Source organism: Candidatus Saccharimonadales bacterium, assembly GCA_036397795.1.
Lineage (GTDB): Bacteria > Patescibacteriota > Saccharimonadia > Saccharimonadales > DASWIF01 > DASWIF01.
Map to the genome: position 1 here is coordinate 1 of DASWIF010000024.1, position 23,532 is coordinate 23,532.

The window sequence follows — 23,532 nt, forward strand, 5'->3', positions numbered from 1 at the left end:
GTCAGTTCCCCCGCCTTGCAGCCGCAAGACGTTACCGGCGCCGGTCTGGTTGACGGCAATAGCGCTGTTGGCCGTACTGACAGCCTGGGGAGTAGCGCCGGGGTCAAGTTGGACAAAGCCGGTGGAATCACGGCCGTCGAGATAATTTGCGTTAAAGGCATAAGGCACCGATGTTAAGCGCATAAACGGATCCATTTCGCCGTCGCCGCCGCAATTACTATTAAAGTTAGCTTCCGTGGCACAGTTGGTATCGCTGCCGGTATCGCCAATATTTATCGACAACCACAACGTGTCGTCATTCCAATCCACGTTAGCCAGTGTATTAACCTGTGACGTTGATGAACCCAATTGGACTGTCAAATAGCCGTTAACCACTCTAACGCCGTCTGTGTTGCCGTTTAGATGCGTACCCGTCCACTCAAGCGATTCATCCCCCGTACCGGGAGCACCGTCGCCGCCCGAGTAGATATTAAATTGGACGTTATAGTCGCCGTCTAGGGCTAGGCCGCCCGAGCTATTAAGCAATCTAGCCTGGAAGTTCAGCTGTTCATTGATACCAGCCGCGGCTAGGGCTCGTCGATTAGACAATAGATATGTTAAACTTGAGGCTAATATAAACAGCCCTAACAAAATCCACGCGACGCTCATACGGCCCGGCACCAGGGCGTGATGTACCGAGCCGTATGAACGCGCGTGTCTACGACTGCTTAAGTTATTTAATTGGTCGCTCATACGGCCCGGCACCAGGGCGTGATGTACCGAGCCGTATGAACGACTAATTCTTATAAACTGATCAACAGAGCGCCTAACGCCATAGTATTGTCCTTGGCGGTTTGGGCGGGTTACTTGCTTCGACCCGAGCAAAGTTAAACCAGTACTTTCATTTAAAAAACACTGGTTTAACTTCGACAGCACAAATCGGACCAGCCTAGCTGATCCAACCTTTTTAAACGCAACTGTCTCACCAAAGCGGTTATTAGCTCGCTTTATTTTTGGTTTTGGTGTCATCCTCGACACGCGTAACAAACAATGCGCAAAAAATGCCAGTTTTGTTTGTTTCTAAACCGTTGTCGCCAACAACCAGCAACAATCGCGCCTGCCTAAAATCAGCAGACACACGCCCTTTTACGCCCTATGTTACGCCCTTTTTGTTGTTGTTTTATATTTCCACCTGCATCGATTTTTGTTTTTTGTCTCTTTTTATTTCAATCGTGCAAGTCCGTCGGATAGTACAACGAATAAAAAGCTTATGCAATACCCATGTTGTGGAAAAGTCTATTTAACAGTTATCGATCTTACTTTGAGTACGGATTGAAGCTGCCGGTGGCCGGTTAATTTTTTTACCCGTTTTTTGGCTTGGAATTTCATAATTTTCAGCTTTGGCCCTTTAGCCTCGGGATCAATAATTTCAAGTGTAACCATGGCATTTTTCAGCTGGCTAGAACCCGTCAACGTATTGTCTTTATCTATGACCAGCAACGGCATAAGTGTTAGGCTCTTTTTTTTGACCGCCAGTCGGTCGACACTTAATAGGTCATCTTTGCTTACCAGATGCTGTTGTCCGCCCAAATTGATAACCGCTTTCATAAATTTTCTCGATTCTTTAGCCAAAACAGATTAACAGACAGGCTAACGGCTGTAAAGCTTTTGGCCTTTTCGAAACAAACCCAAAGCCATCCCAATTAAGGCGCCCTCGATCACAAGGTGCGTGCCGCCAGCGCTAATCAGCGGCAACGGCACACCAGTAATCGGCGCCAAGCCTAGGTTCATGCCCATATTAATGAAAAATTGAATGGCCAACACCGTTACAACCCCAATTCCAACTAATCGTACGAAATCAGATTCTGCCCGCCAAGTCAGAACTGCTAGCTGTAACAATAACAGACAAGCGGCCACGACCACCAAAAATGCCCCGGCAAAGCCCAACTTTTCCCCTATGACCGCAAAAATGAAGTCCGTATGTTGCGATGGTAAAAAATTCAACTGACTTTGCGTACCGGCGTCTAAGCCCTTGCCTAGCAGGCCGCCGCTACCGATGGCGATTGTCGCCTGAAGCGCGTTATACCCGTCCCCGCTGGTGTCTAGCGAAGGGTGCAAAAAGCTATTTATTCGGTCCTTTTGATAATCGGCCAAGAACGGATAAGTCGTCGGTATAGCTAACAGGATGAAGCCCAACAGTAATAACAATGTACGCCGTGAGAGGTTGCTACCAAGTAACTGCGCCAACCAGACGAGTACCAGCAAGGCGGCAGTACCTAAATCCGGCTGGGCCAGTACAAGCCCGGTCAAAACTAAAGTGTAAACCGCTGACAACACAAGCGGCCAAGGTCGATTTAGGCTGTTTTTTCTGGTCGCCAACAGTTTGGCTTGGATAATAATTAAACTCAGCTTGGCTAGTTCGGAGGGCTGGAATTGCCAAGCTCCAAGATCTATCCAGCGTCGGGCACCGCCGGCTTCTTCGCCGACAAGCAAAACTAGCCCCAAAACTAGCAGCGCCACGAGATACAGCCCGCCCGATAGTCTCGGCCAGAGGTTTTTTAACTTATAGGCAAAGACCCCGCCCGTCACCGCCAGCAATACGGCCACTAACTGAGTCTCCAGATTAAAGTCAATCGGTATTCTGGCCGTCAGTTCGATCGATCTTAAAACCACCAACCCGAGAGCCACCATGAAGACGGCTGGTCCAATGATGAGCCAATCAACCCGTGGCATACTGGCCTAAACCTTTTGTAGCGAAATCTCAAATTGCTGATTGTTGATTTTTACTTTTTTGACATTACTAAGCGCGGTTTTGGACATTGTTTGAGTTAGTGTTTCGGCCATAATTATCGGCTTATGACGATCCAACACCCGGCTGTCGGTGGGCTCGCTAACATGTAGTTTGATCCTATCATCAACCGCCAATTCGGTAGTCTTTCTAAGCTCTTGAATCGCCCTGATTAAATCTCTAGCGACACCTTCTTCTTTCAAATCTGTTGTTATTTTTATATCTAAATCCACGCTTAGCGTCTTACCGAAACTGAGTTCAATTTGTTTTACGTTCAATTCATCCTTGATAATAGCTTGATAATCGCCGTCCAACGTTGTATCAACTACAACTTTTATTTTACTCAGTGGCTGTCGGACCTTTATGCCAGCCTGGGCCCGTTGAGCTAGTCCCTGGGTAATGATCTGTCGGGCAGACGCCATGTTGTTCAGCACTAGTTGGTTGATATGGCCCGGTAGTGGCCAGTCATTTAGATGGACCGACTTTTTACCGGTTAGTTTTATATATAATTCCTCTGCCAAAAATGGCGTGAAGGGCGCCAGCAAATGAGCCAATTGTCTAAGCACGTAGTGTAGCGTCGAATAGGCCGTCTGTTTGTCGCTATCGTTTTGGCTTTTCCAAAACCGCCGGCGGCTTCGCCGGACATACCAGTTGCTGGCGTCGTCGATAAATGGCAATATCGGTTTTAGCGCGTTTGGCAAGTCATATGCCTGCATATGTTTTTCTGTCTCGATCATGGTCTCGTGTAGTCGCGATAGAGCCCAATCGTCGAGCGGGTTGATGTGCTTACCCGGATCGATCTCTTTGCCGTCCCATTGCCAGCCGTCTACTTCGGCGTACATCGTAAAGAAATCATACATGTTCCAGACCATGCTCAGTTTTCGATGGATATCGGCTACGTCTTTATCCACCAAGGCATAGTCCTCGCCGTTGAGTATCGATGAGCTCAACAGCAGATACCTCAAGGCGTCTGCGCTGTAACTATCCATCAGTTCATTGGGGTCGACATAGTTACCGTAGCTCTTGCTCATCTTCCGGCCATCGTTGCCAGCCAGCGTACCGGTCACAACCACGTTTTTGAAGGAATTATCGCCAAACAGCCCGACTGACACCGCGTGCAGGTAGTAAAACCACGCCCGTACTTGTCCGATGTACTCGGCGATAAAATCGCCGGGGAAACTGCTCTCAAACTTATCAACGTTTTCAAATGGATAATGAAACTGGGCAAATGGCATGGATCCGGCTTCAAACCAAGAATCCATTACTTTATCGATCCGTTTATATTCAACCTGATCGATTGTGAAGGTGACATCGTCAATCCATGGGCGATGGTAGTCGTCCAGTTCGACACCCGATAAATCCTTAAGCTCGGCGTAGCTACCGATGACCTTAATTAGTTCATGACCGTCTTTATCAGTACCCTTCCAAACCGGCATGGCCGTAGCCCAGAAACGATCGCGGCTTAGATTCCAGTCCGGCGCACTTTGAACCGTCTTAGCGAACCGACCCTTTTTTATGTGTTGGGGAAACCAATAGATGTCATCGTTTTTTTCCAGCATCTGCTGGCGCTGTCCGGCTATGTCCATAAACCAGCTGGGGTGGGCCCGGTACATTAACTTGGTGCCACATCTGTGACAGTGCGGATAGGGGTGGGTTATATATTCTATTCGCCAGACGATACCGCGTTCTTTAAGCGTTTTGGCGATGTCTTTATTGACGTCCCAAACCAGTTCCCCGGCCCAATCGCCTTCGGTGTAGACGCCGCGCTCATCGGTATTAAGCACGATTGGTACGGAGTTTTGCTGACTTAAGGTAAAGTCGTCCTCGCCATAAGCCGGAGCTTCGTGCGCGATACCGGTGCCTTCATCCAGATGGACAAAATCGGCATGCCAAACCTTGTGGGCGTTTTTACCTCTGTCCTCAAACAGTGGATCATACGATTTACCAACTAACTCTTGGCCCTTAAACTCTCGAATAACCTTAAATCCCACCGGTTTGTTGGTGTCGTCTCTCAGGGCGCGCTCAAGAGTGTCTTTGGCCAGGATCAGCTTATCTCCGGCCACCTCAACTTCAACGTAATCAAAGTCCTTGTTGACGACTATGGCGGTGTTGGCTGGTAGAGTCCAAGGGGTGGTGGTCCAGGCCAGTAGATAGCTGTTGTCGTTTTTTAACTTGAACTTAACATAAACGCTCGGATCGGTTACATCCTGGTAAGAATTATCCATGGCAATCTCGGCTTTAGCCAGTGGTGTTTCGTCTCTGGTACAGTACATCAAGACCTTCACGCCTTCGTATATCTTGCCCTTGTCGTACAGTTGTTTAAACGCCCACCACACCGACTCCATATACTCCTTGTCCATGGTTTTGTAGGCCTTTTCCATATCGACCCAGCGGCCAACCCGGTCAATGGTGTCATTCCACAAAGAGCCGGTCTGGACCATATTATCGCGACAAGCTTTAATATAATCTTCCAGCGAAATTTTTGTGCCGACATCACGCTTATCCTTTATACCGAGCTTTCTTTCCGTTGCCACTTCGGCTGGTAAGCCATGGCAATCCCAACCCCATACCCGTTCCACCCGGAAGCCCTTCATTGTCTGATAGCGCGGAATAGCATCTTTAATTATGCTAGCTAACAAATTGCCAGAGTGAGGCACATTGGTTATGAAGGGCGGACCGTCGTAAAATACGTATTGTTTATCAATCGGACGCTGTGTAACTGACTCTTCGAATATTCGATTTTCTTTCCAATACTTAACTAGCTCTTTTTCGTATACGGACGCCTGTCGGCGAGCACCGTGGGTAAATTTCATTTTTCCTCCGAAATAAAAAACTTTCGTCTGCAGGAATCCGCTTGTTGGCGGACGGTACCATCCTGCTTCTGAAAGACTTTTTCTAGCGTTTCAGCGCTCGATTCAGGCTTGGTCACGGGCCTGTTGCCGCCAGGTTATACTTGTCCGCCTTAATATTAGGCGAAGTTTCCTCCCGGTGCTTTCGCGGTTGATAGCCGCTCATCCGTTGATTTTAATCGGATTGCATCTGATTAAATTGTACTATCGCGGCTGGGATATGACAATCAGCTAAAATAGCCGCTGACCTCGCCGATGGTTGGCAGCATTTCTTCTTGCCAAAGTTGTCTAAGCTCGCCAGTGTCGGTCGTAGCCACAACCGCTGGATATTTGGTCACGTCATATAGCCGAGCGAGATGATCGCCGTTTGGCGTATCCAGGCTAATCAAATCTAGGGTGTGGCCGGTTTCGCGGGATAGTTCGCGGGCAAAGTCATCGACTCCCCGATGGTGCTCGCTGTCCGGGTGATAAAGCACAAACACTTTCATGTGGTAAATGTTAGCACAGTCCGAGCGTCAACGGCTGGGAACAAACAACCTCTTTGGTGGTGAGTTAGCGGCCCTTTTTATTTAATTCATTTAATAAAAAAGAAATATAGTTATATTTTTTTAAGAAACGTCGCTTTTTACACCTGTTAATAGTCTAGGTAGGTTATATAATTAATTATATAATTTTAATTAATAACAGAGAGAAAATTAAATAACATACTTAATAACATGATTATATAACTACTTTTATCTCAAATAGTCTGGTTGGCGGAGGAAGCCCATTATGGCTGGTCTATCTCTGTGGTGGGTTACTGCTTTTAACTAGCTACAACCTGTGGTCGAGCCACAAGCTGTGCAGACATAGCAACTGCCACTACGCTGGGTTTGGTTACCGCAGTTGATGCAAAGCGGAGCGTTAGTATCTTTAAACTGCGATCTTGGTTGGACCGGCAGCGGTTCTTCAGCCTTAGGCTCCGGGCTGCCAGTCGAAATCTTTAGCTCGTTTTTAACGATTGGGCTTGCTGGTACTTCTAGCAAGCTGGTTTGGCCTTGGTTGTCGATATCATCGATCGAAGCCAGGCCCAATTCTAACCGGTCGTCAAAGTTTAAGTAGTCTTTAGCCAGTCGCTTAAAGATGTAGTCCATTAACGACGTAGCGGTCTGAATTTCTTCGTCGTCGGTGATACCCGATGGAGCAAAACTGAGATTTATCATACCTTTGGCATAAGCTCTGAGCGGTACGCCATACTGCAGTCCGTAACTCACCGCCCGACCAAAGGCGTCCATCACTCCGGCCAGGGTCGAACCCTGTTTGGCAACCGTAACGAACAGTTCGCCCGGAGTCCCATCTTCAAACTCTCCAACCGTAAAGAACCCCTTAAGGTCGGCGACTTTGAACTCATAGGTTCGGCTATTGCGCCGTTTGGGCAGTTCGCGTCTGATAGCTCCCTTGACGATAAAGTCGTGGTTAGCCTCAGTGGCCACCGGCGCAGCTATCACGTCCACCTCAGCTGGCTGGCTGGACGGCTCTTTTTTGGCCATTTTAAGCGGTTGGGCAACCTTACAGTTGTCGCGGTAAATGGCTACGGCTTTTAGCCCGAATTTCCAAGAATCAATGTAAAGTTGCTCGACGTCTTCGACGCTGACATCTTCTGGCATATTGACGGTCTTAGAAATAGCGCCGGAAATGAATGGTTGAACCGCCCCCATCATCTTAATATGCCCATTATAGTGAATGGCGTTATCGCCCATTGAACAAGCAAAAATCTCCAGTTCCTCATCTTTTAAGTGAGGGGCGCCAATAATTGTCTTCTCCTCGTCAATGTAGGCCACGATGGTGTCAATTTCTGTCTGTTCATAACCCAATTCCTTGAGCGCTCGCGGCACCGTTCGATTGACGATATGCATAGTGCCGCCGCCGACTAAGCTTTTAACTTTCGCCAGTCCCAGGTCGGGCTCAACCCCAGTCGTGTCGCAATCCATCATTAATCCGATCGTGCCGGTTGGGGCCAATACCGAGGCTTGTGAGTTCCTGACCCCGTGCTTCTCGCCTTGTTCGACCGCTTCATCCCAAGCGGCCGCGGACGCGCTTAACAAATCCTCGGGCACCAGGCTAGCGTCAATACTGCCGACGGCGTCACGGTGCATTTTTAGAACCTTGGTCATGGCTTCTTTGTCCTTGTTGTAACCGGCAAACGGCCCGACTCGGCGGGCAATCTTGGCGCTGGTCGCGTAAGAGTGGCCCGTTAATAAAGCTGTGATAGTGGCGGCTACCGCCCGGCCCTCGTCACTGTCATAGGGCAGGCCCTTGGCCATCAACAAAGCGCCCAAATTAGCGTAGCCGATACCCAGCTCTCGGTATTTACGGGCGTTTTCGCCGATCTTCTTAGTTGGATAGGATGAGTAGCCGACCAGGATTTCCTGGGCGGTGAAGACCACTTCCGTCGTATGTTTAAAGGACTCAGTGTCGAAACTCCCGTCGGTTTCTAAGAACTTCAGCAGGTTTAAGGATGCCAAGTTACATGCGGAATTACTAAGGTGCATATACTCGCTACAAGGGTTTGAGCCGTCAATCCGGCCGGCGTTAGGGGCGGTATGCCAACGATTTATGGTGGTGTCGTATTGCATTCCCGGGTCGGCGCATTGCCAGGCGCTTTCGGCGATTTGTCGCATGATTTTTTGGGCTTTGACGGTCCTGATTGGTTTACCGGTCTTAATCGCCTTGAGCTGCCAGTCAGCATCGGCTTCAACCGCCGCCATGAAATCATCCGTTACACGCACCGAGTTATTGGCGTTTTGATATTGAATAGAGAACGAGTCTTTGCCGTCCACGCTCATGTCAAAGCCAGCTTGTTCCAGGACGCGGGCTTTTTGTTCTTCCACCGCCTTACACCAGATAAACTCCTCAATGTCGGGGTGGTCCACATTTAAAATCACCATCTTAGCCGCCCGGCGGGTCTTGCCGCCGCTCTTGATGGTGCCGGCGCTGGCATCGGCGCCGCGCATAAAACTAACCGGACCGGACGCGGTACCACCACTGCTCCTTAAAATCTCATAAGAGGATCTCAGCTTGCTTAGATTAATACCGGAACCGGATCCGCCCTTAAAGATCAAACCTTCTTCCACGTACCAGTTAAGGATTGATCGCATGTTGTCGTCGACGTCGAGAATAAAACAGGCGCTGGCCTGTTGATCTCTATCCGGGGTTCCAATGTTAAACCAAACCGGCGAGTTAAACGACGCCCGCTGGGTAGCTAATATGTATTTAAGCTCGTCGGAAAATGTACGGGCTTCTTGGTCGTCGGCAAAGTAACCCTCCTCCAGCCCGTGGCGCGTAATGGTATCTACCACCCGGTCAATCAGCTGTTTAAGCGATGATTCGCGGTCTTTGGTATTTAGCTCTCCCCAGAAATATTTTTGCGAAACAATATTAATCGCATTTAACGACCAGTTGTCCGGAAACTCTACTTCTTTTTGTTCGAAAACTGCTTTATTGGTTTGGGGGTTAAAGATTCCAGCGTCAACTTTTTTCCATTTTAAAAGACTATAGGGATCTGCTCCTGCCTTGGTAAAAAGCCGTCTGATACCCAATGCCGTACTAAGCGCCATGTCGTTTCCTCCTTGATTATGATTATTTATTTTTGTGTTGGAGTGCGGTTTTCTTTAAAGTAAGCTCCACCTCACGTAAGTCACTCCCCGTTCTGTCGTCCGCCAATGGCCGGCAGATCGGGCAATTACCTACTACTTAGGCGACTTTTTCGGCTCGTTCTTTCATCTTGCTTAGCTCCCTTTCAAAGCCTTTAATCGAAGTAAAGTGCCGATAGACACTGGCAAACCGAACATAGGCAACATCGTCAAGCTTGGCCAGCTCGCTCATTACCAACTCGCCGATCAAAGTCGATGGGACCTCGGCTTCGCCGGTCTCGTAAACTTTCTTTTCTATTTTGCTGACGATTTGCGCGCGATCATGGGCACTGATCGAAGTTTTCTCGGCAGCCTTGTCGATACCGGCCAAGATTTTAGATCTATCAAACGACTCTCGATTGCCATCGCGTTTAACCACCACTAGGTTCGGGCGCTCGATGCGTTCGTAAGTGGTATAACGAGTGCCGCATTTGAGGCACTCCCGCCGCCGCCGGGTAGCCTCACCGCCACTGACGTCGCGCGACTCGACAACCTTGGCCTCTACCGCCTGACACTTGGGGCACTTCATAAGATAACCCTGGTTAAATTAGTAGTTTGTGCGGTTTTTGTTTCCATATATAGCGTACCTACATAACAGCATAGCCCTACTTATAGCGTCATGCAAGTCTAAATCACCTCTGTTTTTCTGTTGTTTTATTTACTTTTTCGACGGAAAACGCTTCGTTTGGTCTTTTTATCACCACTTTCTTCCTTTTCTTTGGCTTTTTTATCTTCGCTTTTTCGTTTTCTAACGAAAGTCGGCATATCCAGTTCTTCATCGCTGGTGCTGTAAGACCAGATACTAGGCGCGGGTTTGTCGTCCTCGTCTTCAAACGACGACTCGCGGCCTCCCTTAGCGCTGCTGCTTAAATTGAGGTCAATATCGTCGTCAATCTCGTCTTGCTCGGTATCAACCCGTTTAGGCCCAACCCCAGCCTCATCCTCATCGTCGTCACTAAAGTAAGATAGCCCGCCGTCTTCGTCCGGACGCTTGAAGTAAGAAGCGTCAAATCCGGTCGCAATTACAGTAATGGCGATTTCATCCGACATGTCGGGATTGAGGGTAGCTCCAAAAATAATGTTGGCGTCAGGATCAACGGCGGCCGTTATGGCTTCGGCCGCTTCGTTGATTTCGTGCATCGACATGTCGTGTCCGCCGGAAACATTAAATAGCACGCCGCGGGCACCATCGATTGAAACTTCCAGCAGCGGCGATTCAATTGCTTGCTGGGCAGCTGTTAGGGCGCGGTTCTCGCCGCTCGCCCGACCGATACCCATCAGGGCCGAGCCGGCATTACTCATAACAGCCTTCACATCAGCAAAGTCAAGGTTAATCAGCCCATGGATAGTTATCAAATCGGATATCCCTTGAACGCCTTGACGAAGTACCTCATCGGCGACTTTGAAAGCTTCCAGCAGCGGCGTTCGGCGATCAATAGTTTGCAACAACCTATCGTTTGGAATCGTAATTAATGTATCCACATGCCGGCTGAGACTTTCAATCGCCACTTCGGCATTTTTGCGCCGTTTGTCACCTTCAAACGCAAACGGTTTAGTGGCGATACCGACCGATAACACGCCCAGGTCTTTAGTCAGTTCGGCTACGATCGGCGCGGCGCCGCTGCCGGTGCCACCGCCGCCGCCAAATGTAATAAACACCATGTCGGCACCTTCAATCGCGGCTTTGATATCGTCCTTGGATTCTTCCGCGGCCTTCTGGCCGACGATCGGGTCAGCGCCAGCACCTAAGCCTCTCGTCGTGTCCCGGCCGATGTGGATTTTGTGTTGAGCTTTGTTATTGTGAAGCGCCTGGGCATCGGTATTTATGGCCACAAAATCAACGCTTCTGACGCCTTCGTCAATCATCCGGTTTAAGGCTGCTCCGCCAGCTCCGCCAATGCCCAAAACGACTATTTTCGCAAACGTTTCAACCGCCGGCTTAACCTCTGCCATCAAGCATTCTCCCTCTTGTAATAGGTAGAGTATACCTTGCTTGTTCAAGCGTGGCAATTAAGTTGTTCAGAGGAAACTAATTTTTATTCAGGCTATGGTTTCAGCCGTCGCAGCCAGCCCATAAGACCCCGGCCGAGGCCGCTTAAGTTCAGCCGCAGACCGGTTCCTCTGCCGGCGTTAAAGTCTTCACCCAAGCTGGCATGCATGTCGTACAGCATCAGTCCGATGGCGGTCGCGAATTCCGGCGAATCAATGTTGTCAATCAAGCCAGCAAAGCCCTGTGGTTTGGATATCCTCGCCGGCAGCTTCAACAAATCTCGCACGTATTCATCCAGTCCTTCAAGTTTGGCGCCGCCGCCCACCAGCACCACGCCGCCAGGCAAGCGGCCGGAGCGATTTATTTTATCTAATTCTTTATCGACGAGGTTAAAGGTTTCTTCCAGACGAGCCGCGACGATATGCTCAACGTCGCTCCGTTTAAACGTAAACTCGTCATCGCCTAATTCCACCGTGACGGTACGGCTTTTGTCCCGCAGACCGCGGCCGGCATGAGCCAGCTTGACTTCTTCCGCTACTTCAAGCTCCGTGCGCAGGCCGATTGCCAAATCGTTCGTTAAGTTATGGCTACCAACCGGAATCACAGCGACGTGCTGGACGTCGCCTTCTTCAAATACCGCCAAGTTGGTAGTCGTCGCGCCGTAGTCAACTACTACTACGCCGTTTTCTCGCTGCTCGCGGTTAATGACTGCCTCCGCCGCGGCTAATCCCCCTAGTAAGCGAAAATGAACTTGGGTGCCGGCTCCATTCATGGCTTTTTCTAAATTACGCAAAGATGGCGTGGCAGCCGTGACTACGTGGGCGTCGACTTCGAGCCTGACGCCCGTCATGCCGATCGGGTCTTTGATATGTTCCTGACCGTCAAGCCGGTAGTCTCGGGCAAAAACTTGAATTATCTCTCGATTAGCTGGTAATTGGACGACTGTCGCCGCTTCTTCCACTCGACTGATATCATCCTGGCCGATCTCGCGCGTACTCGAGCTGATAGCTACCACGCCTTTTGAGTTCATGCCAACAATGTGCGAGCCGTTGACATTGATGGTGGCACCCCTGACTTCATAACCAGACATTCTTTCGGCTTGTTCAATCGCGGCATCGATCGCGTTAACCGTGTCTTGGATGTTAACGATAGAGCCTTTCCTAACCCCTAAATTAGGGGAAACACCGGTACCGATGACGGTCGGCGCCACGTCCTGCTCATTGAGCTGGCCGATTATGCAACGAACGGCAGTAGAGCCTATGTCTAGGCCGACGAAGTAACTGTTCTGCATGCCAACGAGTATATCGCTTGTTCTTATCTAGTGGCAAGCTATCTTACAAAGTCGTTAGTATTTCTGAACCAGTTTCAGTAACCAGGACGGTATTTTCCGTCTGAGCCGCCCAACTACCATCTTTAGTAACCAGGGTCCAGCCGTCATCGTCAGTCACGATTTCCTCGCCGCCCAGCGTAGCAATCGGTTCGATGGCAATGGTCATCCCGGCTGAAAGTTTGGGGGTTTGGGCGTGGGTTTGGTAGTTTGGTATCTCCGGTTCCTCATGCAGCTGGTGGCCGACTCCGTGGCCGACAAGCTCGCGCACAATACCAAGCTTATGCCGTAACAGCACGCTCTCGATTGCACCCGACAGAACATTAATCTCGACGCCGGCTTTGATATTTTTTATGGCCGAGGCTAGGGCTTCTTCGGTTCCGCTGACTAAGCGGCGGGCAGCCTCGCTGATTGGCCCAACACCAACCATCCGGCCGGCATCAGTGATTAAGCCACGGTACTTAACGCCAAAATCAAAGTTTACGATGTCGCCCGGATTCAATACCCGCCCCGTCGGAATCGAATGCTGAACTTCTTCATTTATGGAGATGCAAATTACATCAGGGTAACTCTCAAACCCTAAAAAAGCCGGTTCGCCCCCGAGCGCCGCCAGTTCGTTTCTAGCAACGCTTGCCAGTTCTTTAGCACTGACACCGGCTGTTGTCGATCGTTTCAACAGCTCTAGAACCGTAACCAGCATCCGTCCGCCCTCCCGCATACTGTCAATTTCTGAATCAGATTTGGGTCGCGTGTACATCGTTTAGAATCCGATCAATATCTTTGAAGACTACCTCTATCGGCCGGTTGCCGTCTACCGGATGCACCGGTACACCACGGCTCTCAAAATAGCTAACGACCGGTGCCATGTCTCTCTCATATTCTTTTAATCGTTCGTCGATCACGCCGGGTGTGTCGTCTTCTCGCTGACGCAGACCCAGACGTTGTTTGGTAACTTCTGCCGGTACCATTAAATAAATCACACCGCTTATAGGCAGCTGGCTTTGGCGGCTAAAATCTACTAACCATTCAGCTTGTGGCAAATGACGGGGAAAGCCATCGATCACGACCAGCTGTTTGGCTGGGATGCCCTTGATGTAACTGGCGACTAGTCGGTTGACGATGTTATCGGGTACGAGTTGACCGCTATTTATAATGTCGTCGAGGCCTTTATCGTTTTGTGAGCGCAGAAGTTTACCGACGTATAGCCAGTTGACATGCTCGCGTTGCCTAAGAAGTTCGCTTTGACTGCTTTTGCCGGCCCCGGGCGGGCCAATTAGTACAATTATCATGCTGCTAGCCGCTGCTTAACTAAAGCGGCGACTTTTGCCCCGTCAACGCGCCCACCGCTCTGGCTCATAACATAGCCGATTATCGCCCCAGTCTGCTTCGCCTCCTGGCCAAAACGATTGATTGCCTGTTCGATTAGATCATCAAGATCCTCGTCATCGATCATTTGCGGTAAGTAGTTTTCGATTATGGTCTTCTCTAGGCGCTCTTTCTCGGCGCGGTCTTTGGCTCCGCCGGCGGTGAATCCGGCCGCGGCTTCGTCACGTTGTTTAGCTTCCCTTTTTAAAACAGTAATCTCCTGCTCCGGACTGAGCGGTTGCCGAGTTTTAATCTTTTCGTTGGCCAGAGCATTTTTTAGGCCGCGTAAAACCGACACTTTAAGCTCGTCCCGACTGAGCATGGCTTGCTTTAAATCAGCGTCAATCTGATCAATCATGCCCGGCGCCCGAGGCGGGCGCGGCGTATCTTATCAGCCCGGCGTTCCTTGCGGATAATGGCTTTTTTTCGTCGTTCGGGTTTGCTGATCGGTTTTTCAAACGTCGAATCCGCCCGCGCTTTAGCCAACACACCAGACTGTTGGACTTTTCGGGTGAAGCGTCGAATCATGTTTTCTAGCGCCTCTTTGCTGTCTTTTCTTGTAACCTGTAACATAACTTGGCCTACTCTACTACAACAGAGGCGGGTTATGCAAGTTGACCTTAGTAGTTATTCTTTCTACAACTAACTCCGGGCGCGAGCGGCCGCTATAGTTGTTTAAGCGAAGCTTAGCGATAACCGATATCCGATCGCCAACCCGATAGATATTTTGTTCATTAAAGCTAATTGCCTCGAGCTCGTGGCCGTGAACGTCTTCAACTCGTAGCTTAAGGTGTTTGGCCTCCCGGCCAACCGGCTTCACCTGCCTGATGGTCAATGTGCTTAGCTCAAAGTTCGGCTCCCAATTACCCGGGCCAAATGGCGCCAATAGCTCGAGTTTAGCGGCCAAATCGGCGGTCAGGCTGGAGAACTTGGTAAACCGCTGCTCTATCTCCGGTTCTAAATATCGATCCTGGTTGGTCAGTTTTTGCGCCCGATAATGCTGATTGAGTTTACGCCGCAGGTCGTCGACATTTTCCAGCGCAACTGTAAACCCTGCCGCCGCGCTGTGCCCGCCGCCGCTGATTAGCAGCGGACGGCAGTATTTAATCGCATCAGCCAGGTTGTAATCGCCGAAGCTACGAGCCGAGCCCTTGGCCTGTCCGTCTAAAAACTGCATGATAAAGACCGGTTTACGGTACTTCTCCATTAATTTACTCGCTACGATACCGATTACGCCCTGCGGCCAATCTTTATGACCGACTACGATAACGGCGTGGTTAGACATTTGCTCAATCACTTTATTGGCCTCTGCCTCAACTTTAGTTTGTTGGTCGCGTCTTGCGGTGTTCAGTCGGTTCAATTTGACCGCCATGGCCAGACAGCTTTTAATATCATTGCTAAGAAGTAGTTTCAGGCTTAAATCAGCGTTTTCCAGACGGCCGGCGGCATTAAGACGGGGGCCAAAAATAAATCCCAGGGTTGAGGCAGAAACTTGGCTCAAGTCTTGATCTGTTATATCGGCCAGCGCCCTAAGCCCGGCTCGGCGGGTTTTGGCAAAAACCTTCAACCCCCAGTAAACCAGAGTTCTGTTTTCGTCAACTAGCGGTACGACATCGCAAACAGTGCCTAGGGCTACCAAATCCAACAACCATTTTTCCTGTCCGGGAGTAATTAGTTTTGTTCTTTGTTGCAGCCCCTGGACAAGTTTAAAAGCCACACCCGTACCAGCCAACCCCTTAAAAGGATAGTGGGAATCCTTTCTCTTTGGATTAATTACGGCCAGAGCGTTCGGCAGTTGTTTTAAAACTTCATGGTGGTCGGTGACAATGACGTCGATACCAGCTTGATTTAGCCAGTCAATTTCGGCCACGGCGGTTGAGCCCGTATCGACTGTGATGATCAGTCGCGGGGCATGTGCTTCGAGCACGGCCTGAAGGGTCGCCTGGTTTAAACCGTATCCGTTTTCAAACCGATCGGGAATAAAAGCGGTTACATCAGCGCCGATACCTTCAAGGGTGCTGACGAGCAGAGTTGTAGCCGCCAAACCGTCAATGTCGTAATCGCCATAAACCAATATCCTATCGCCGTCGCTAATGGCCTGGACTATTCTTTCAACCGCCGGTTCCATATCGGGTAGTAGTAACGGATCATGTAGCGTCGCGGGGTAATCTGGATATAGAAAGTTTTGCTGCTGCTTATCCCCCTTGACGCCCCTACGCTCAAGGATATTCCGCAGTATCTCGTCCGCCTCTGTGGCCGCCATATCAAATCTGATGCGGGGTTCGGTTTGCCTGTTTTTTCATATTTTGAGATTTCAGGACGATGGTTTGCAGTTCTTTAAACAAGGGATAGTGCTTATTAGTGAAGTATATCTTGGTGTTACTTTGTTTCTCCGTCAATAAAAAGCCAACCTTTTCGAGTTTACGAAGCTCTCGTTGAATATTACCTGGGTCTTCTTTTATCAATTTGGCTAGACCCCTCACGTGGGTCTTAAAATCGGGATACTTAGCGTATACGATGAGGATCTTTCGTCTGACTCTAGAAGTTATAAGAATATCTAACACCCGGATTTGCCTCTTATTGTTTTAGTAACAACACTAAGTATACTTTCGGCCGTTGTTCTCTGCAACCCTATTTAGTGACCTCAGGTCCGACAGCTTGGCCATAAGTCCCTGGGTGCTTAGCTTAGCGTTATTTTCATAGTAATGGTTGGTCTCAAGGTAATTCTCGGTCACCCCGAGCACCACGATTTCATCCATGATGATATGCATCCTATCAACAGCGTCAATCGACACAATTGGCGTAGCGGCAATCAGCCTATCCAACCGAATAGGCTTCAAATAATTATAGGCGACGTCAAATGAAGCTCCGTTTATAGCACCATCGGTTACCAAGATGACGATTTTGTTGGAAAAGTTATGTCTTTCAATTTCACCATACTGGCCAAGCACTTTATTCAAATTGGACAGTTTAACTAATTTTTCAGCTTCGAGATAGTTATGAAACTCTTGCAAATACTCTTCCAGTTGTCCGACTGAGAACATGCTGTTGTAAGTAAAACCGCCGGTTTGGTCAATCGTCCCTAAAACGGAATTTTCACCCGGTAAATTGATGTCGCTGGTCAGTAAGATTGTTAGCGGACAATTAAGCGACCTGGCAATTTCTTCGCCAACTTCTACGCCACCATCGCTGAGAGCTAGAATGAAGACATTTTGATCTTTATAAGATTTCAGTTTTGCCGCTAATTTACGGCCGGCTTCTGACCGACTCTTAAAATACATAAACTCTAGTTTAGCAATGTCCAGAGGTATAATCGATACATGTTTTATGCGGAGGTAGTCCCCAATCGAGTCAGCGGCGACAAAACGGCTCTAACTTATGCCTCAAACAGCCAACTCAAACGAGGCGCGATCGTGGATGTGCCTCTTGGTAAAAACCGATCAAACGGAGTGGTTGTTAAAAGCAACCTGAGCCAGCCCAGCTTTAAAACCAAGGAGGCTAGACTAATTAATGACCGACTAATCCCTGAAGAACTGCTTAAAACTCTGGAGTGGATGTCAGACTACTACATAACCCCCTTACCCTTGATTCTTAATTTACTCCTGCCAAAAACATTGACCAGCCAGGGCCGGCCGAGAAAATCCGGCAACTTAAAACTCAGCCATGGTCGGCTGATGAAAACACTGGATCTGTCCGCTCGCCAACGAGATGTCGTCAAATTAATCGTTGAATCAGAGCAACGTAATTTTATTTTGCACGGAGATACCGGGTCGGGTAAAACTCTTATCTACCGAGAACTGATTAAAAATTGTTTGGCAGATGGAAAATCGGTTCTTTTTTTGGTGCCGGAAATCAGCTTGCTGACGCAGGCCGTCAGCGATCTCAATGATCTATCCGAACACATATTTATCACTCATTCTGCCTTAACCGAAGCTCGAAGAAAGGAAATTTGGTTGCAGATACTACAACAGGATAAGCCATCAGTAGTTGTAGGCCCGCGCTCAGCCCTTTTTTCACCCCTCAAAAATCTCGGTGTTGTAATTATTGATGAAGAGCACGAGTCCTCTTACAAGCAAGACTCCTCTCCTCGGTATGAAAGCCAGATCGTCGCCCGGCAACTGGCGGCCCAGCACCAAGCCAAACTAATTTTGGGGTCAGCTACGCCTAGAATCACTGACTACTACATTGCCAAGACGCTGGGTAACACCATAATACCGATGCCGCCGCACAAGAATAATGTCCGAGCGGTAACGATAATTGATCAGGCCCAGAAACAATCTTTTATTAAAAACCACCACCTCTCGGATCAACTATTAAAGGAACTAGAAACCAGCCTTCGCGCAAACCGGCAATCACTTATTTATCTAAACCGTCGGGGTACAGCTTCGATTGCACTTTGCAATAATTGCGGCTGGTCACCGTTATGCCCGGATTGCGGCACTGCATTGGCTCTGCATCACGACCTCAATAAATTGGTCTGTCATCAAAGTGGTTACAAACAGCCAATACCCCAAACTTGCCCGGATTGCGGCCATAGCGATGTAGTTTATCGGGGCGTCGGTACAAAGAAGATCGAATCTGAACTAAATAAGATCTTCCCCCAAGCCGTAATCAAGCGATTTGACAGTGACAACATAGAAGGAGAACGGCTATTGGATTTGTATGGTTCAGCCCACGACGGACAAATTGATATTATTATTGGCACCCAAACTGTTGCCAAAGGTCTGGATTTGCCGAAACTCGATCTGGTCGGCGTGGTCTCAGCTGACAGCGAACTTTATCTGCCTGATTTCAGCGCAGCTGAGAGGTCGTTTCAGCTGTTATATCAAGTCGTCGGCCGATCGGCGCGCCTTGGCCATGGCCGGGTAGTGATTCAGACCTACCATCCCGATCATTATGCCATTCGTTTCGCGGCCAATCGGGACTATCAGGGCTTCTATCAGGAGGAAATTAAAATACGACAACTGTATCGCTATCCGCCACACCGTTACTTGCTGGCGTTGATATGCTCATACGTTTCCCGTGACAAAGCCATCGCCGCCGCGACGCTGGCCAAGGCCGAAATCAATAAGCGCCACAAGCTCGAAGTTATCGGCCCGGCTCCGGCGTTTTATGAACGCCGGGGGCGTCGTTACCGCTGGATTGTAGTAGTTAAGTCCACCAGCCGCTCAAAACTGTTACCAATCGCCCGTGAGTACCGACAAGCTGGCTGGCAAATTGATATCGACCCCACCAACTTACTCTATTAGGCTATACTTCTTTGCAGATGGATAGAGCAAACATCATCACCCTGCCCCATCCTAACCTAAGACACCGTTCGACTAGGGTCAGGTCATTTGGCGCCGAACTTGGCCGGCTTTGTACTGACATGATAGCGGTTACGCTTGACTGGGAAAAACACCGTAAACACGAATTAGGCGTGGCTTTAGCCGCCGTCCAGATAAACCGGCTGAAGCGCATAGTTGTTATAAGAGACGATGCTGAACACAAGGAAAACGAAGAATTTATTACTTTGATCAACCCGAAAATAATTCGTCTCGAGGGAGAGCTGGTTGAAGACTTCGAGGGTTGCTTGAGCGTTCCCGATATCTATGGCCTAGTCAAGCGCCGCGAACGGGTTAAGATCTGGGCTCAAGATATCGACGGAACAGAGCTAAGGATGACTGCAAATGGATTTCTGGCTCGGGTACTACAGCACGAAATTGACCATACGAATGGAGTTTTGTTCGTGGATCACTTAAAAGATCAATTCGACAACTTTTATCAAATGAATGACGAAGGAAAATTGGAAAAGTTAGATGGATCAAAAATCAAGAAACAATCTCATATTCTTTGGGACTGAGGCCTTCAGCGCTCAATCACTTAAGGCCTTAGTTAAGGCCGGTTATCAGATAGCTGCAGTCGTTACTAAACCAGATTCGCCCGCCGGCCGTGGCGGCACAACCAGCATTGGGCCAGTTAAGCTAGTCGCCCTACGACACCGAATAAAGATCCTTCAGCCGGCCAAGCTCGAGGGTTTTGAGCAAACCTTAAAGCCACTGAATCCGTTACTAGGAGTGCTGGTGGCTTATGGCCAAATCCTGCCCAGTGCTGTCTTAGACGTATTTGATCGGGGTATCGTCAATTTGCACCCTTCTAAACTGCCTGAGTATCGAGGTCCTTCACCAATCGAATCCGCTTTGCTCCACGGCGACAAAGAAACGGCTGTGTCTTTGATTAAACTTACCGCTAAAATGGACGCTGGCCCAATATATTCTCAACATGTTGTAAAAATAAACAAGGCGGACGATCGACCGACCTTATACCAACGCCTCGGTGCTGTCGGTTCACGTCTCTTAGTGAATGATCTGGAAAAACTATTAGACGGTAGCCTGTTAGCCAAGCCTCAAGATGAATCAAGGGCTACCTATACGAAGTTTCTCAAGAAGAACGACGGCCTGATTGACTGGGCTAAGTCAGCCGAGTTGATCGAGCGGCAAATTCGGGCATTTTTAGGGTGGCCAGGTAGTCAAACGATGATTCGTGATGTAAGGATCACAATAGAATCGGCAACTATTGGGGCTTTAAATGGTCCTCCCGGTGAGTACATAATCAGTTCAAACCGACAACTTCATATTTGTTGCGGTAATGGTTCTCTGATGATAAATAAACTTAGGCCGGCTGGCCGTCGAACAATGACCGCCAAAGAATTTATTTCGGGCTATTTAAAGTGATTTTTCTGACTCGATTATCTGTTTGGCGCTGGCTTTTAGCTCTTTTTTAAGCAGTTCGAGCTGCTGCTCGACGACCTGCTTGTAGTCCGGATAATTTGCTTGCAACCATTCGAGCGCTTCGGCCTGTTTATGGTCGTCTATCAAGGCCTCGAACTGACTAAGCTGTTGCTCGCTGAGTTGGCTAGCAATCACCGTGCCTACGTTTAGTTCCAGCTTATCGTAGAGATGCTTTAATAAACTGTCTTTGGTTTCAGTCGATAATTGGCCAAGGCCTAACTGCGCTAACAATTTGTGGTCTAGTTTAATCATCGCCTGTTTATAGCTTACGTTTTACAGTTTCCCGCGTAAAGAATTCAATCCTGTCACCTTCTTTGAGTGCGACCTTCGTTGTGGTTTTCAATTTCAATCCGCAGAGTTCGTTAACGCCTACTGAATTAACTTCGTCTGGTCCTTTTTTAACGCTCTCGACCTCAGCTTCACCAATCAGCTCTTCGTCTCGAAAAATCTTAGCGGTGGTATTTGTTCTGGCCTCACCTTTGGTGACCTCGCCACCACAAATAACTTCATTTTTTGTTGTATTAAAAACACCTTTAATAATGAGTCTGCCGATGTTATCTTCCACTACCTTTGGTAAGAGCATAGACTCAAGTTCGGCTTTTACGTTGTCGATTAGTTCATATATAACTTTGTAAATTCGAATCTCTACCCCCTCTTTCATGGCCAGTCGTTTAAGGTTAGCTGGCAGATCTACATTAAAACCGTAAATAATCGCGTGACTAGCCGAGGCCATACTTATATCGCTTTCCTTGATCGAGCCGACGCCCGATCCAACTACTCTGGGGGATACTTCTTCGGACCCGAGGCTCATTACGCTTTCAATAACCGACATACCTGAACCTTTGACGTCGGCTTTGATCAACATCGGCAGTTCTTGGCTACTACGGTCCTTGTGAATCTGGGCTAACAATTCGCTACCGGTGGATGCGACCGACTTAATCGGTGCTCCGCCTGTGTACTTTAAGGCCGCGGCTTTGGCCTGCTTTTCACTGTTGTGAGTAGTAAACGTAACGCCAAAGTTTGGTAGTTCCTTTAAGCCGGTAACTGTAGCTGGGGTAGAAGAACCAGCGGTACTGAGCTTATTACCCTCAAAATCCTCAACCGTCCTGGCCTTGCCATAGGTTTGCCCGGCCTGGATAAAATCGCCGGCCCGCAATAAACCGTGCTCCACCAAGACAGTTACCACCGGCCCCCGGCCGCGCTCCATGTGGCTTTCAATCACCAGGCCCTCAGCCGGACCATCGATATCGGCCGTGAGCTCTTCCACGTCTGTCACCAGCAAAACCATATCGAGTAACTTGCCTAACCCCTCCTTCTTCAGGGCCGAGACTTCCACCGTCACGGTATCACCACCCCATTCTTCAGGTGTTAGGTTAGTATCGGCCAACTCCTGCTTGACTCGATCGATATTCGCGGCTGATTTGTCAACTTTATTAATTGCTACCATTATTTTCACCCCGGCTTGTACGGCATATTTAATGGCTTCTTTGGTTTGGGGCTTAACGCCGTCATCGGCCGCTACAACCAGCAGGACTAAGTCGGTCAAGTAGGCGCCATGTTGGCGTAAGCTGGCAAAGGCCTCGTGTCCTGGCGTGTCGAGAAAAGTTATAACCCGGCCATTATGCGTTACTTGATAAGCCGAAATATGCTGAGTAATGCCGCCTGATTCGGCCTCGACCTCAGCAGTATTACGGATAGCATCCAACAGGGTGGTTTTACCGTGATCAACATGCCCCATAACGGCTACGACTGGCGGGCGGGGTTGCAAATTAGTGGCTTGTCGAGTCTGGCGTTGGCTGAGCGGCGGTTTTTCGTCAGTTTGACGTTCCAGTTTTGTCTCAAGTCCGAGCTCCGACACCATAGCTGCCGCAGTCTCAAAATCAATCACGTCGTTGAGAGTAGCCATAACCCCGCTTTTAACTAAGCTAGTAATAAGTTCGGTAGCCTCGATGCCCAGGCGTTCAGCCAGCTCGCCGACGGTGATGGTGCTATTGATCTTGACGGTTTCAGACATAGTTATCTCCTCTTATCGGAGGTTCGACCACGTCCTCCGAGTGTTTATTGATGGGTCATTGCTTAAGACTTAGGGCAATCTTACGCGCGTCTTTATCGATATCCAGAATCTTGAACTTCTTTTTCTCATTGAGCTTAAAGACTTTCTCCGGGTCTATCCCTTCGCCCTCGCCCAACTCGGAAACATGAACCAAAGCCTCTACCGCCGGACTAATCTGGATAAAGGCCCCGAACGGTGTTATGCGGGTAACTACCCCTTCAACCTCAATACCCTTTTTAAACTTGTCGACTTCTTTTATCCAGGGGTCGTCTTGCAACTGTTTAATCGACAGGCTGAGCCGGTCTTTATCGATAGCGATAATCTTAGCTTTGACCTGGTCGCCAACCTTGACGTACATATTGGGGTCTTCCACCCGGTCCCAGGATATCTCGGAGATATGAATCAACCCCTCGATACCGTCGACGTTAACAAACGCCCCGAAGTCCACAACCCCGGTAATTGTGCCTTCGACCTCGTCACCGACCGATAACTGGCCGATGGTTTCTTTCATGTCTTCCCGAATGGCTTCTTTCTCGGAAAAAATCAATTTGTTTTCTTTGCGGTCGATATCGAGTATCCGCACTTTGAGAGGTTTGCTGATCAGGCTGTTGAGTTTTTGCAGGATTTCGTCCTTGTCGGCGCCGGCCACCCGCGGGTAGTGTTGGGCGGACAACTGGCTGACTGGTAAGAAGCCCCTGACACCCTCATATTGCATCAACAACCCGCCCCGATTGGCGTCA

The 23,532-nt window shown here is 49.1% G+C and carries 21 protein-coding genes; 3 read left to right on the forward strand and 18 right to left on the reverse strand.

Annotated elements, in window-relative coordinates:
- The 15 genes from VGA08_01495 to VGA08_01565 all read right to left on the reverse strand — a co-directional run.
- The coding region (locus VGA08_01495) for a hypothetical protein (GenBank protein ID HEX9679268.1) at positions 1-1,008 on the reverse strand (1,008 nt) is incomplete at its 3' end.
- A 267-nt stretch (positions 1,009-1,275) separates the two neighbouring features.
- Entirely contained in the window at positions 1,276-1,587 is a 312-nt protein-coding gene (rplU, locus tag VGA08_01500; GenBank protein HEX9679269.1) for a 50S ribosomal protein L21, read from the reverse strand.
- 42 nt (positions 1,588-1,629) lie between these two features.
- Positions 1,630-2,712 (reverse strand): FtsW/RodA/SpoVE family cell cycle protein, encoded by a 1,083-nt coding sequence (locus tag VGA08_01505; protein ID HEX9679270.1) that lies wholly within the window; start codon positions 2,710-2,712, stop codon positions 1,630-1,632.
- Positions 2,713-2,718: 6 nt separating this feature from the next.
- The gene (gene ileS / locus VGA08_01510) at positions 2,719-5,580 is read right to left on the reverse strand and encodes an isoleucine--tRNA ligase (protein HEX9679271.1); all 2,862 of its coding nucleotides are present in this window, start codon (positions 5,578-5,580) and stop codon (positions 2,719-2,721) included.
- 263 nt (positions 5,581-5,843) lie between these two features.
- On the reverse strand, positions 5,844-6,104 hold the full coding sequence (locus VGA08_01515; GenBank protein HEX9679272.1) for a hypothetical protein: 261 nt from the start codon (positions 6,102-6,104) through the stop codon (positions 5,844-5,846).
- A 321-nt stretch (positions 6,105-6,425) separates the two neighbouring features.
- Positions 6,426-9,242 (reverse strand): vitamin B12-dependent ribonucleotide reductase, encoded by a 2,817-nt coding sequence (locus VGA08_01520; protein HEX9679273.1) that lies wholly within the window; start codon positions 9,240-9,242, stop codon positions 6,426-6,428.
- A gap of 106 nt (positions 9,243-9,348) precedes the next feature.
- On the reverse strand, positions 9,349-9,816 hold the full coding sequence (gene nrdR, locus VGA08_01525; GenBank protein HEX9679274.1) for a transcriptional regulator NrdR: 468 nt from the start codon (positions 9,814-9,816) through the stop codon (positions 9,349-9,351).
- Between the two features lie 125 nt (positions 9,817-9,941).
- Positions 9,942-11,240, reverse strand: coding sequence for a cell division protein FtsZ (gene ftsZ, locus VGA08_01530; GenBank protein ID HEX9679275.1), 1,299 nt, complete (start codon positions 11,238-11,240; stop codon positions 9,942-9,944).
- Between the two features lie 92 nt (positions 11,241-11,332).
- On the reverse strand, positions 11,333-12,568 hold the full coding sequence (ftsA, locus tag VGA08_01535; protein HEX9679276.1) for a cell division protein FtsA: 1,236 nt from the start codon (positions 12,566-12,568) through the stop codon (positions 11,333-11,335).
- A 43-nt stretch (positions 12,569-12,611) separates the two neighbouring features.
- Positions 12,612-13,361, reverse strand: coding sequence for a type I methionyl aminopeptidase (gene map / locus VGA08_01540; protein ID HEX9679277.1), 750 nt, complete (start codon positions 13,359-13,361; stop codon positions 12,612-12,614).
- Positions 13,339-13,893: a nucleoside monophosphate kinase gene (locus VGA08_01545; GenBank protein HEX9679278.1), complete on the reverse strand. Its 555-nt coding sequence runs from the start codon at positions 13,891-13,893 to the stop codon at positions 13,339-13,341. The genes map and VGA08_01545 overlap by 23 nt, the downstream gene beginning before the upstream one ends.
- Positions 13,890-14,327: a GatB/YqeY domain-containing protein gene (locus VGA08_01550; GenBank protein HEX9679279.1), complete on the reverse strand. Its 438-nt coding sequence runs from the start codon at positions 14,325-14,327 to the stop codon at positions 13,890-13,892. The genes VGA08_01545 and VGA08_01550 overlap by 4 nt, the downstream gene beginning before the upstream one ends.
- Positions 14,324-14,542, reverse strand: coding sequence for a 30S ribosomal protein S21 (locus VGA08_01555; GenBank protein HEX9679280.1), 219 nt, complete (start codon positions 14,540-14,542; stop codon positions 14,324-14,326). Before VGA08_01555 ends, VGA08_01550 begins: the two co-directional genes overlap by 4 nt.
- A 16-nt stretch (positions 14,543-14,558) precedes the next feature.
- Positions 14,559-16,232: a single-stranded-DNA-specific exonuclease RecJ gene (gene recJ, locus VGA08_01560; GenBank protein HEX9679281.1), complete on the reverse strand. Its 1,674-nt coding sequence runs from the start codon at positions 16,230-16,232 to the stop codon at positions 14,559-14,561.
- 334 nt (positions 16,233-16,566) lie between these two features.
- On the reverse strand, positions 16,567-17,250 hold the full coding sequence (locus VGA08_01565) for a hypothetical protein (protein HEX9679282.1): 684 nt from the start codon (positions 17,248-17,250) through the stop codon (positions 16,567-16,569).
- Between the two features lie 39 nt (positions 17,251-17,289).
- On the opposite strand from VGA08_01565, the gene priA reads away from it, so the two are divergent.
- The 3 genes from priA to fmt are packed head-to-tail and all read left to right on the forward strand — an operon-like array spanning position 17,290 to position 20,682.
- A complete protein-coding gene (gene priA / locus VGA08_01570) occupies positions 17,290-19,218 on the forward strand; it encodes a primosomal protein N' (GenBank protein ID HEX9679283.1) in 1,929 nt (642 codons plus the stop codon).
- 17 nt (positions 19,219-19,235) lie between these two features.
- A complete protein-coding gene (gene def, locus VGA08_01575) occupies positions 19,236-19,811 on the forward strand; it encodes a peptide deformylase (GenBank protein ID HEX9679284.1) in 576 nt (191 codons plus the stop codon).
- A complete protein-coding gene (gene fmt / locus VGA08_01580) occupies positions 19,768-20,682 on the forward strand; it encodes a methionyl-tRNA formyltransferase (protein HEX9679285.1) in 915 nt (304 codons plus the stop codon). The genes def and fmt overlap by 44 nt, the downstream gene beginning before the upstream one ends.
- On the opposite strand, the gene VGA08_01585 is transcribed toward fmt, so the two are convergent.
- The 3 genes from VGA08_01585 to VGA08_01595 all read right to left on the reverse strand — a co-directional run.
- On the reverse strand, positions 20,674-20,991 hold the full coding sequence (locus tag VGA08_01585) for a DUF5663 domain-containing protein (GenBank protein ID HEX9679286.1): 318 nt from the start codon (positions 20,989-20,991) through the stop codon (positions 20,674-20,676). The genes fmt and VGA08_01585 overlap by 9 nt on opposite strands.
- Positions 20,992-20,998: 7 nt before the next feature.
- A complete protein-coding gene (infB, locus tag VGA08_01590; GenBank protein HEX9679287.1) occupies positions 20,999-22,753 on the reverse strand; it encodes a translation initiation factor IF-2 in 1,755 nt (584 codons plus the stop codon).
- 55 nt (positions 22,754-22,808) lie between these two features.
- Positions 22,809-23,532 (reverse strand): S1 RNA-binding domain-containing protein (locus VGA08_01595; protein ID HEX9679288.1); only part of this gene is annotated, 724 nt, incomplete at its 5' end.